At 41.9% G+C, this 12,403-nt stretch carries 9 protein-coding genes; 1 reads left to right on the forward strand and 8 read right to left on the reverse strand.

Translation table 11 applies throughout. From position 1 onward, the window contains the following. Nucleotides 1–6: 6 nt before the first annotated feature. The 7 genes from QZ076_RS05305 to QZ076_RS05335 all read right to left on the reverse strand — a co-directional run bounded on the left by QZ076_RS05305 (nucleotide 7) and on the right by QZ076_RS05335 (nucleotide 10,613). Entirely contained in the window at nucleotides 7–3,075 is a 3,069-nt protein-coding gene (locus tag QZ076_RS05305; protein ID WP_293710965.1) for a TonB-dependent receptor, read from the reverse strand. A gap of 15 nt (nucleotides 3,076–3,090) precedes the next feature. Continuing rightward, nucleotides 3,091–4,824 carry a hypothetical protein gene (locus tag QZ076_RS05310; protein ID WP_293710967.1) on the reverse strand — a complete coding sequence of 578 codons (1,734 nt, stop codon included), beginning with the start codon at nucleotides 4,822–4,824 and terminating at the stop codon, nucleotides 3,091–3,093. Beyond that, nucleotides 4,808–6,070, reverse strand: coding sequence for an MFS transporter (locus QZ076_RS05315; RefSeq protein WP_293710969.1), 1,263 nt, complete (start codon nucleotides 6,068–6,070; stop codon nucleotides 4,808–4,810). The genes QZ076_RS05310 and QZ076_RS05315 overlap by 17 nt, the downstream gene beginning before the upstream one ends. Before the next feature lie 12 nt (nucleotides 6,071–6,082). Beyond that, nucleotides 6,083–7,126 carry a glycoside hydrolase family 130 protein gene (locus tag QZ076_RS05320; protein WP_293710971.1) on the reverse strand — a complete coding sequence of 348 codons (1,044 nt, stop codon included), beginning with the start codon at nucleotides 7,124–7,126 and terminating at the stop codon, nucleotides 6,083–6,085. A 375-nt stretch (nucleotides 7,127–7,501) separates the two neighbouring features. Continuing rightward, nucleotides 7,502–8,767, reverse strand: coding sequence for a hypothetical protein (locus tag QZ076_RS05325; protein WP_293710973.1), 1,266 nt, complete (start codon nucleotides 8,765–8,767; stop codon nucleotides 7,502–7,504). 39 nt (nucleotides 8,768–8,806) lie between these two features. Continuing rightward, on the reverse strand, nucleotides 8,807–10,081 hold the full coding sequence (locus tag QZ076_RS05330) for an outer membrane beta-barrel protein (protein ID WP_293710975.1): 1,275 nt from the start codon (nucleotides 10,079–10,081) through the stop codon (nucleotides 8,807–8,809). Continuing rightward, nucleotides 10,065–10,613 (reverse strand): sigma-70 family RNA polymerase sigma factor, encoded by a 549-nt coding sequence (locus QZ076_RS05335; RefSeq protein WP_293710977.1) that lies wholly within the window; start codon nucleotides 10,611–10,613, stop codon nucleotides 10,065–10,067. Before QZ076_RS05335 ends, QZ076_RS05330 begins: the two co-directional genes overlap by 17 nt. Before the next feature lie 163 nt (nucleotides 10,614–10,776). Here QZ076_RS05335 and QZ076_RS05340 point away from each other — a divergent pair, with 163 nt between their 5' ends. Continuing rightward, nucleotides 10,777–11,601 (forward strand): hypothetical protein, encoded by an 825-nt coding sequence (locus QZ076_RS05340; protein ID WP_293710979.1) that lies wholly within the window; start codon nucleotides 10,777–10,779, stop codon nucleotides 11,599–11,601. A 1-nt stretch (nucleotide 11,602) separates the two neighbouring features. Here QZ076_RS05340 and QZ076_RS05345 read toward each other — a convergent pair whose 3' ends face one another. Then, a complete protein-coding gene (locus tag QZ076_RS05345; RefSeq protein WP_293710981.1) occupies nucleotides 11,603–12,346 on the reverse strand; it encodes an SDR family oxidoreductase in 744 nt (247 codons plus the stop codon). Nucleotides 12,347–12,403: the final 57 nt, after the last annotated feature.

Here is a 12,403-nt window from a genome sequence, read left to right on the forward strand (position 1 = left end):
ATAGATTTAAAACTGTAAATTAACTCCGAAAGTAAAAGTTCTCGAAGAAGGATAGCGGGTTGCGTCAACTCCCATATTCAAAGGACTGTTAATTCCTAACTCAGGATCAAGACCGGAATAACCAGTCAGAGTAAACACATTCTGTCCGCTTACATAAAACCGGCAACTGGAAAATAATTTTGTTTTCTGACAAACAGCAGCCGGTATCGTATAACCGATTTGCATATTCTGCAGACGTAAATAAGAACCGTCTTCCACATAGAAAGAAGAACCTCTCATATTATTATTGGAACTTGAATTGGTTATACGCGGATAGACAGCACCGAAGTCCCCATCTTTGGTCCATGCCTGCGTATAAGCATCAGCCAATGCATTCTGACGTCCTGCTGAAGCCAGGTTTCCTTTCGCTACATTCCAAATGTCGTTACCGATGGTTCCCTGAAATGCCATACTGATATCGAAGTTCCTGTAGCTGAATCCTAAATTAAAACCATAAATCAAATCCGGGTTCGGGTCACCGATGAATGTGCGGTCATCATCATCATTCAATGCACCGGACTCTCCCAGTTTGGCAAATTTGAAATCACCGGGTTGTGCATTAGGCTGTATCTTCGTTCCATTCTTATCGACATAATTATCGATCTCCGCCTGATTTTGGAATATACCAATCTGTTTATATCCCCAGAAACGTCCGATCGGACCACCGACATACGTACGGCTGACATCTCCACTTAAATAATCGGATGTCAGTTTAGTCACTTCGGTTTTATAAGTAGACATGTTTAAACCGACATTATAATGGAAGTCATTACCTATCTGGTTACGGTAATTGAGTACTAACTCCAAACCTTTATTTTTCAAGTCTCCAGCATTAAAGAACGGGCTATTGGGAAATCCCCCGAAAGAAGGAATAGGCATATTCAGCAACATATCTTTAGTCTGTTTCACATAAAAGTCCAGACTCATATCCAAGCTATTTCCGAAGAACGACATATCCAGGCCGATATTGGTTTGCTGACTGGTTTCCCATTTGATATCCTTATTTCCAACATAGGTCGGAACATACCCCTGCGCATAACCATTACCAAAATACCATTGCATTTCGTCGTTCGTCCCAATCAGGGTCAACGGTGCATCCCTGTCGATGCGCTGGTTACCGTTCTGCCCCCAACCTACACGTACCTTAAGGTTAGAAATCGTGTTTTCAATATTCAAATTCTTGAAAAAAGTTTCATTATTGACTCTCCATCCCAACGATACCGACGGAAAATATCCCCAGCGGTTACTACTTGCAAATCTGGAAGAACCATCAGCACGGAAATTCACCGTAGCCAGGTATCTGTCATCGTAAACATAATTGATACGTCCCAAATAAGACAGCATGGAAGATGTTATTTTATTACCAGAAGTTTTATCACCCAATGTCTGTGCATCCAGAATATGATAAATATCATCATTACCCAATGCATTTCTTTTGAAAGCATTGATGCTTTCCGCACTATTTTTCTCATACGTCATTGCCACCAAAGCGTCAAATTTACTTTTTCCCACACTGGCATTATAGTTAAGCCGCTGTTCAACCTGATAATTGAACGTCAAGGAACTGTTATTATTCAACTGGGTCTCGGTACTGTATTTACTTTCTTTGTTTGCCAGATTATCGTCAGAGAAGATAGATGAATAAACCGGACGAAAATCCTTGAAGGTGTCATGATATCTTTCAAAACTATATTGTACACGATAACTCAATCCTTTTAATAATTTCACCTGTGCAAATACATTTCCAAATGCATTAAATATATCATTATATCTGTCAGGAAGTTCAAGCATGGCAACCGGATTCGGATCATAAGACCATTCCGTAGGAGCATACTTGTTATATTCGTAATTTTCCGAAAGTGGATCTACCAATGGATTTATAACTGGGGTAAAAGGGTCGGCTTTCTGGATGAAATCGAACGAAGGAATTGCGCCTGCATCCCGTTTCTTAATCTTTGCAAGATTAACATTCGCACCTACCGTAATAAAATCATTAATATCGTATTCCTGATTCAGCTTCAATGAAAGTCTTTTAAATTCAGTAGTAATAAGAGCACCTTGATCGTCCACATATCCCAGGCTAAGAGATGACCTGGACTTATCGGTACCTTTACGGATACTCAAATTATAATTCTGATTAAAAGCCGTACGGGTAACTTCATCCCACCAGTTTGTATTATACCCCTTTTTATATTGGTTGGTAAACAGGTTTTTCATAGAAGACTGGAAACTTTCATCATTCTTATAAGCTTCCATAATGAAGTTATAGTACTGATCGCTATTCATCATATTCAGAGCCTTATAACTGTTTTTAATGCCGACATAAGCATCCAGTGTGACGATTGTCTCACCTTTCACGCCTCCCTTGGTCGTTATTAATATTACCCCGTTCGAACCTCTTGAGCCATAGATAGCACAGGCAGAGGCATCTTTCAATACTTCCATCCGTTCAATATCGGAAGGATTCAGGCTGCTTATGTTATCCATAAACTGTCCATCAACAACATATAACGGGTTGTTATCATTGACAGTACCTAATCCCCTGACGCGAATTACTGCGTCAGATCCCGGTTGCCCGGAACTGGCTGCAACAAATACACCGGCTGCTTTACCTGTCAATAATTCGGAAGCATTGGAAACAGCATAGTTCTTAATATCTTTGCTGTTAATAGATACCAGCGATCCGGTAAGGTCGCTTTTTTTCTGAGTACCATAACCAATAACAACCACCTCGTCCAACTTATTGTCGGATATAAGATTGACATTATAGACTCCACCCTTTGCAATATTTAACGTCTCTGTTTGATAACCTACATAAGAGAATGAGACCTGATTTGAAGAGATTGTAAAAGCATATTTCCCATCAATATCAGTTACGCTACCATTCGTCGTCCCTACCTCGAGAACAGTAACCCCGATCAAAGCTTCGCCGGTATTACTATCGTATACCGTACCTGAGATATTCTTTGTTTGCTGTGCAAAAGCATCTAAGCTAAACAAAAGAATAAAAGCTAATAATAATAAATGTTTGCTCATAATAAATTAGTTAGATTAATTATATGAAATGATATTTTGTTTATTGGCAATAATTTTACCATCTGTTAAACTCAAAGTTGTTCCCACCGGCAACTCCACGATAATCCTGGCCTCTTTGCCGGGAATGTCAAAAGAGCCTGTTGTCTTTACGTTTTTCGCTACGTATTCTTTTGCTATAATATCAAATAAATCACATGCTTGTGAAGACGTATAATGAATAGATTCAGACTCTCCATAAGGATTATAATAAAGATAGACCGGATAAGGCTTTTCCGTATAGAAATCTGTTGCATTACAATCCAATTGCAGAATACCTTCTACATTCGTCGTATTGACAATAGCTCCAAGTATACCGACGGGGGAAGAACTATACACACTGAACATGCTCTCCGTCGGATTACCTTCAATCCATTTAGGGCCATCACCGATCGCAACAGGGCTCACACCTTTTAATTCTTCTTTCCCGTAATCATCCTTTTTACGCAACCCTTCATAGGATACATTATTGTTCGTTATATCCTTCAACTCAGGTGCCCACTGATGCTTTTCATCGATATTACCCGGATAGAACAAGCGACAGGCACTGGCATTATTCAACATCCATTTACCTATGGCCTTTGCAAACTGAGGTTGGTATTTGACCATCGGGATAAAAGGCCATGCCGGTTTGATACTATTCATAAAGAAAGCATATCCACCTCCGTCGGTTATACTGCCTTGTAAACCGCTAACATCATAATCACCCCATTTTCCGACTATAATCCCCCAGCCGGTTCTGCCGGTCAGGCTCTGGCAACCATCAAACACCCAGTCCAGTAATCGATGTACATCATAATTCGTTCCTTCGGTTGCATTCAAGCAGGCAGCCGTATAAGCCCCCAGAGGTAAAAGTGCCTCATAAAAACGGCTCTCTTTCTGAGATAACAACGCTTCAACAGCACTTTTACAATGCTTCAAATAACGTGGATCTCCAAATTTATGATAAGCACACAATAATACATAGGCATGGCCACCGGCCGCATCCTGTTGTAACGGGATATTATTTACCATCCCTTTCATCTGTGCGTAATCAAAATAGGAATAGTCATAGTTGCCATTTAAGACAGAGTCAGCCTTGACAAATTGTTCGGCAATGCTCCTTTGTATCTCTTCTGCACCCTCTACTCCCGGGAAAACATCACATACCGCATAATAAAGTGCATTGGGAAGAATATCATACCACCAGTCGCGACCATATCCTCCACCTAATAAGGCGACAGATGGGTTCGTATTATTCATAATTATATTCCAGCCATTATCCGAGTTGAAATAATTCTGTACCATTTTTACATAATTATATCCTCCCTGATTGGTTTTGTCGATGCCAACCAGGCCGGCACCCAGGATCGCTGCCAGAGAATTCAGGCTTTCATGAAATTCCCCGTTATTTGCATTTTTTCCCTGACGAATATCTTTTATGGCAGTATACAAGCCAAAAGTCGTCTGGTCTATATTCCTACGACTATCATCCAGCCAGATCAGAGGACCGACCGCACTCTTATTATCCCAATCAAAAATAAATTGGTCATAACTTTTTGCTTTTTCTTTCCAGTCTAACATTTGATAACTCTCCGGCATGTCAGGCATAGCCTCCACCCTGCTGATAGGAGTTTGTACAACCTTCTCTCCGAAAGCCTCTTCTTTTTCAGAACAAGAAGCCAGGAGACAACAGCAAATAAGTGTCCAAACACTTTTATTCATTACTTTCATGTTCAACAGCATTAGTTTGATTAGTTATATTTTTAGCTAACGGATACGCCAATAATTGCAATCCGGCAACGATTATCAGTGCATATTTCAATGCAAAATCCTGAGAGACGCAATAAGCCAGGAAAATAAACAATAACAATCCGAAGGCTCTTCCGAAAAATAATCCGAATTCATGGCTCAAAATATAAGCATATTCATTGCGGTTTTCAATTTTAGCCACAGCATCGATAGTTTTCATCATGATCGGGAAGTAAGCCAGGTCAAACAGAGGCTGGAATATAACTTTACAGAGCACGAACAAAATGACTCCCATTGCAGAAAAAAGTATGCCGTTGCATAATGTCCCAACAACGAAAATAAGTAATCCCCCTACAAAGATCTTCAGACGATCCTGCGGACGGGCTATACGTCCCAATACATAAACCAATATAGCCGTCAATGCACCGCTGACCCCTTGAATTAAACCCAACGCGCCTTCATTCCCAACCAGCTTCAGGACAAGGATGGCAGGTGCCGTAACCAGAAAACCTTGCACCATCCCTTTCAGTGCCGCCAACCAAAGCATCTTTCTCCAAAGAATATTAAAACGGAAATAAAGGAAATTTGTTTCTTTCGGCTTCTCAAATTTTCCTTTCCATAGTACCATACAGGCCAGAATGGTAATGAAAACCACTACGATCGTCACTACCCGGTAGGATGCATTGACATCAAATAAAAAGCCCAGAATTTCTTTTCCGTCGATCTGGCTGATAAAAGCCCCGATGATTAACGGGACACCGATAGAAGTTATAGAGAAAAAGAACGATTCCAGTCCGAAGAAATAATTCCGGTTATCGTCATTGGTATTATAAAGGGCTAGTAAATAACGGTTAGTCCAGAAAAATCCGGAAGCTGCTCCCATAAAAAATCCAGCCAGTCCCAGTTCTAAAAATCCAAGCGAACGGATGGCCATCATCCCGAACATCGAGATACCGCTGACAAGGATACCGACGGAATAAAGCGTCTTTATACTATATTTCTTCAGGAGAAAACCGTTGACCAGAGAAGTTACAACAATACCGATATACATTGCCAGTTGATAGAAAGCAACCATTACCGGATCGCTGGTGTTCCTCATGATATATGCACCGACAAAAATCTCGACTACCGGTAAGACCAGTGCATAAAGCATATTGGTCATCAACAGTGTCCGCATGTTAGGTGCCTGTTGCTTGAAGAACAGATATTCTTTTTTCAGTTTATTCATTTCAGGCCGGATTTATTTTAAAGTATTCAAGATATCCGTAATAGACAATTGTGCTTTACAAATCACTTCATCACTTGCTCCGTAATACATTATTATGGTATCTCCCTCAACCAGATGCCCATTGGTAAAAATCACATTTCCGAAAAATCCGGTTTGTTCATAAGTGGCAATAGGTTCCATAATAGGTTCTTCACTCCTGGCAATCACCTTGGAGGGATCATTCAGGTCGAGTAACAAAGCGCCCAGACAGTAACGATGATTAAAGTCTGCTCCATGATAAATCTCGAGCCAACCTCTTTCCGTCCTGATAGGAGCGGCACCGGCTCCCACACGTGCACAATCCCATTTTCCCTCACGGGTCGTCGCTACGCATTTATGATTTCCCCAGTGTAACCTGTCGGGAGACTCGGCCAGCCAGATATAATTGCCTCCGAGTTCAGGGCTGCTCGGACGGTGGAAAGCATAGTGCTTTCCATTGATTTTTTCTTCAAACAAAGCACAATCTTTATTATGAGGCGGGAATATCATTCCATACCGGGTATAATCTCTCCAGTCGGAAGTATGTATCAAACCCACGCCTACGGCAACAGAAGATACTTCTGTAAACGTAAGATAAAAACCGTCTTCCGTTGTCGCCACCCGGCAATCCTCAATACCGAAAGCTTCCAGTTTACCTTTACCGAAAATGGCAGGATACCCCGGTTCATCTTTAAAATGAATTCCATCCGTACTTGAAACTAATCTCAAGTAAGACATCGTGGTCAGGTAGTTTTTTCCTTTATAACCTATTACCCGCGGATCTGAAGCATCCAGATCCGGATCATCCTTGGAAAAGGAAACCACTTCTATTTCCCCTTCCTTATTATATACAGGAAAACTTATAACTCCTTCTTTTTGTATAGGACGTTCGGCTACTCGCAGAAGCAGCCAGGTTTTTCCCTGGTATTTAAAAACTCCGGGATTCAATAAACAAGTTATCTCCATCCCATTAATTCCCGCTTTTAAATCTTTCGGAGCAAGTAGCGGATTTTGCTCACATCTTTTAGCGATATCCATAATAATATAAATTAGTCAGATTTCTACGGCTAAAGTAGAGGACTAGTATCCGGGAAGAGTCTACAATGTTCTCAAAGGGGTATATAGTGTTATAGAACATATTTGACAAAGGTCTACAATTAAGGAATGGGGAAGAGAAAAACGTTCTTGTATGGTATAGAAGATGCATTTTATTAAATCGCTAAAAAGCAGGTAATTAACGAACAAATATAGTATATTATAGTTTCATAAACGTATAATATAGTCTCGTCCGGGCTTATAAATTAATAGCCACTTCATAGCTTATTTATAAAAAGAAAAAGAATAAGGTGAAAACAGAAAATATTTTCTAATTTTCCGTTTTCACCTTATTTTGTAATTTGTATCAAGTCGTTATTACTTCTTCACCGCCAGCTTACTCAGCTGTTTGATCTCTTTCAGATTGGAATAATCGTACTGATAGATGCCGTCATCGGCAATCATCATTAAGACGTTATCATGCGGGATCACATCGTAGCCTTCCATGCCGGAGTAATGGGCCAAACGGTTTGCCATCAATGTCTGCGGATCGGAAGCGTTATAGATCTTCAGACCATCGTCGCAGAGGAAGAGTGTTCCGTTGTCGATACCCAGACCTTTGGGTTTGGTCATGGTATAGGATACGATCGGCTGGGGCTTTTTCACATCTTTGACATCCAGGATGATCAGTTCGTTGAAATTCTGCCCGCAATTATTACCAGAATGAACGGTTACATAAGCGATATCATTCTCTACAACTACCGGGTCGCAGCCATATACATGCCACATCATCGACTGATATTCCGGTTTTAACGGATCGGCTACCGAATAAATCATCATACCGGTAGGAGTTCCCATGAACATACAATCCTTATAACTGAAAATGGTTTCCACATTTCCTCCAACACCTATATTCTCGACAGCTTTCTTCGGTTCGTCACCTGCCAGATCAAAGATACTCATCTGATTATTCAATACGACATACAGATAATCCTTATACAAACCGAAACGAGACATCGAACCGTTTACACCGGTTGAACCGCCCGAACTACCGCTCGACGTATTCGCCATGGCATCATTATACACCTGCTGATCCTTATAATACTCGTATGTATGGGTTTCCTCTTCCTGTGTCCAGCCAACAACAATATTCCCTTGTGCCTCTGCCGAATTACACAGACCATAATCTATATACCCCTCTTCGATAGGAGGATAGCTCTCCGGAAATACATTTTCCAACCGGTTTTTCAATACAGGCAAAGCCGGATTACTGATATCGAACCAAACCAGGTCGATATACGAATCGGCATACAACATATTATTGCGGATCGCCACATCGGCATTTCCCATCAACTCTATGAAGCCTACCGAAGCAGGAGAGGCCGGATTACGGTTATCGATGATATGAATACCTTTTCCCGGTTCTGAGATATACAGGTATCCCTCATAAAAACAGATTTTTCCTTTTTCAGCAATCTCTTCCGGCTGGGGGATAACCTTCACTGAAGAACGGAAAACATCGGCCGACATAAATACCGGCTTATTCACCGTGTAAGTAACCGTTTCCTTAACCTTCATATCATCGTTGCACCCACAAAGCAGACAGATCAACGACACACAAAACAGAGTCATTAGTTTTTTCATTTTAAACAAATTTAGAGGATTAATAATTATAATATCTTATTAGAATTCAAAGCGGAAACCAGCGCCCAATCCGACAATCACCGAATTCTCGGTACGGATACTAACCGGCTGGTCATTATCAAAATAGTAGGAGATACGCGGTTCCACATAGAGGCTCCACTCCCGGTAAAGACGATAGGAAACACCCACCGATCCGTTCAGCGACCACTGAACGCCTGGAATGCCTTTCTTTTCCACCAATGTCTCCATGCCGGTCAAAGAAAATGCGTGCTGTGTCTGTTTCGACCTGAGCCCTTTTTCAAGCATCACGCCTCCCGACATATATATATTCCATTTCGGATTATCCCATAAGTTGACAACCAGATTGACCGGTATACCCAGATAATGCAGATTCAGTCTGGAATTGTAAGACACTTTACCGCCCTGGCTCATACGCGATGACAAATAGGTATATATCAAACCTGTTTCCACTCCTATGTACCTGCTGAAATCTTTCCGCACAGTCATACCGAAAGAAAGAGGTAACGAACAATCAACATCGCCATAATCCTCGGGAGGGATTATTCCGTTATTGGTAAAAGGGGGATCAACTGCCGGGGGAAAAATAGGAATTCCCGGACTAACACTGCTGTTAAAATCATTATCATAAATCGCATCATCACTACCTAATAAATTAAGAGAGACATCTCCCCCTGTGCCGAACGAGGCATTTACCGACCAGTCCTTTTTATCCTTCTTCCTTTTATCCGGTGAGACAAACCGATATTTATTCGAGTCATAATGATTCAAATCCATTTGTCGCTCCGACTCTTTCCTCTTTTCTGTTTCAGGTTCCGCAGCAGGGATATCCGCGACATTATCGATATGCTGCTCTGCTTCCGGCTGTCGATCTGCTACGGACTCTTCCGGCCGTTCATCCTCTTTTACAACAGGTTGTTTTACGGAAGCTACAGCTATCAGTTTCTTTGTATGCACTGTTTTATCGACAGGGATCATCGCTTCATCCGGAGAAACTTCAATACTATCCGGTGTGATTCTTTCTTCCGTTAATACGAAAGGAATCTGTTCATTTACCTTATCACTTAGTTTCTCCCCTCTCTGAAAAGGGAGAAGCAAAAGTATTACAGCAACGGCAGCAGCCACAGAGCTACCGATCCACCAAACGAAGTTCCGTTGGCGGGACTTCATACGCGGCTCGATTTCCTCCCAGCAAAGATCATCGACAGGCAACCGGTGATTTTCCAGTTTCCGCTTCATGAATTCGCTGAAATCATCCAACTGTTCTCTATGATCCGTATCACTGCGCATTTTCATGCATGATTAATAATTGAACACTTTTTTGTAACACTTTCCTCGCACGAATGAACTGCGTCCGCGAAGTGACTTCGCTGATATGCAGCATCTCGGCTATTTCGCTATGAGAGTAACCCTCTATGGCATAGAGGTTAAAGACTGTCCGGTAGCCATTAGGCAGACGAGCGATACAGGCATGCAGGTCATCGGCAGATAAACGGTCCAAGACCGATACATCCACCTCATCCGGAAACTCACCGCACTCGTCAAAATTAACGCTTAACCGGATCGCATCGTTCTTTCGAAGATATTCGAGGGCAGTCGTAACAAACACCCTCCGCACCCATCCGGGAAATGCCCCGGAACCGGTATAACTCCCGATCTTGGTAAATATCTTTATAAATCCGTCTTGCAACAAATCGCGGGCCGTTTCCCTGTTATTTACGTACCGCATGCATACACTCATCATCATAGGGGCATATTGCTCGTACAATTCTTTACGAGCCCACGACTCCCCACGCTTGCATCCGGCAATTAACAGCTGTTCGTCCATAGGTAATATTACTCTCTATTTGTATGATGAAAACATTCTCCCGAAAGTTGCAACAACAATGAAGAAAATACAAAATAAATATTTTTTAGAGAAATACCCCTAGAATAAATATCTTATTTTAAAGTAAATAATCTATCTTAGCGTCAATAAAATGATGTTGTGTATGAAGCGGGGATATTTTATAATAGCAGTATTGGTGGCATGTATTTTTCAGAGTCGTGCCCAGTCCACTATGGACTTTGTTCTTAATCGTGAAGGGAAAGTTACGGCTGTTCCCAAGTTTAAACAATTTGACTTCAATATTCCGGAATTTTCCTATAAAACATATACTCCGTCTACCCGGACGGAACTGGAAAAGAAGCTCAGGGAATTTACCCCCGACTTCCCTCCCCAGGTAGACGAGCGTCCGATGGATATGCAAGTATTATCTCTTGCTTACCGTCCTTTCTTTAATGTATTTGCTCCGATGATACGCCGTGTATCGCCGATGGCATTCGATTTCCAGGAGTTTTCATTCACTCCAATCAGTGAGACTACCGGTCTGCTGACAGTCGGTGAACAATACACCTGGCCCGGTGCAGGAGGTCTGACCCAGATCAGTTCATCGTTGGTATGGCAGCAGGATCGCTGGACATTGACGGGAGGGGCCTTTGCCGGACGCTATTTCACTCCATTCAATCCCAGCCCCGATTTTATGGGGGGATTCAATGCGACTGCCAGTTATGAGGCAACCGATTGGCTGACTCTCAGAAGTTGGGCACAATATACCTTTTACGAGAAAAAAGAACGGAGTAATCCGCAAATGCTGCTAAATCCGTTTTATAATCATACGAGCGTAGGTGGTGCTTTCGAATTCAAAGTGAAAGATGATCTTGGCATCGGTATCGGTGTAAACTTCGAATACAATCCGTGGAACAAGCGGATGGATCCCCAGTTCCTCATCTACCCTGCATTAAAAAACAAAAATATAAGAATCGGGTTCAATTGATTTATTCTACATAAATCATCTTTTTTGTCATTCCCCCATCGATGACGATGTTCTGCCCGTTGATGAAATCATTCTCAGGAGCGGCCAGAAAAAGACAGGCGCTTGCAATGTCCGAAGGACGGCCTACACGGCCGGAAGGATGTTGTTTGTGGTCGGCCGGTTTCAACAAACGGTAGTCTTCGTTTTGTATCCAACCAGGACTGATACAGTTTACTGTAATATTATAATCACTGAAAGAAAGCGCTAAGGCATGCGTCAAGGAAACAATTCCACCTTTGGAAGCCGCATATCCCTCCGAGCCCGGTTCACTCTGCAGATAACGGGAAGAAGCAATATTGATGATCCGTCCGTAACGTTTCTTTCCTTCCTCATTGTTCCGGTGAATAGCCAGTGCGCGTGAAGTTATAAACACCGGCCGCAGGTTTGTTGATAGTATTCTGTCGAACTGTTCAATACTTGTATCGACCAATGGAGAAAACTCACTGACCCCCACATTATTAACAATCACATCGACGTCTCCCCACATGTTGATAAGTCTGTTGATAACTTCTTGAAGAGCTTTTTCATCACTTACATCAGCCTTAAAAAACTGCACGTATGACGGCATAAGATCACACAAACGTTCAGCCGCTTTTTCGTCTGTATCACAAAAAGCAACCCGGGCTCCCATTTTACAGAATGCAGAAACAATTGATTCCCCTATGCCCTTGGCACCACCGGTTACAAAGACTCTCTTACCATCCATGATGCGTTGTGTTTGATTGTAGTTTGCAAAGATAAGAAAAGATGACAGTTTGTTCCA

Source organism: uncultured Parabacteroides sp. (genome assembly GCF_905196875.1).
Classification (GTDB): Bacteria; Bacteroidota; Bacteroidia; order Bacteroidales; family Tannerellaceae; genus Parabacteroides.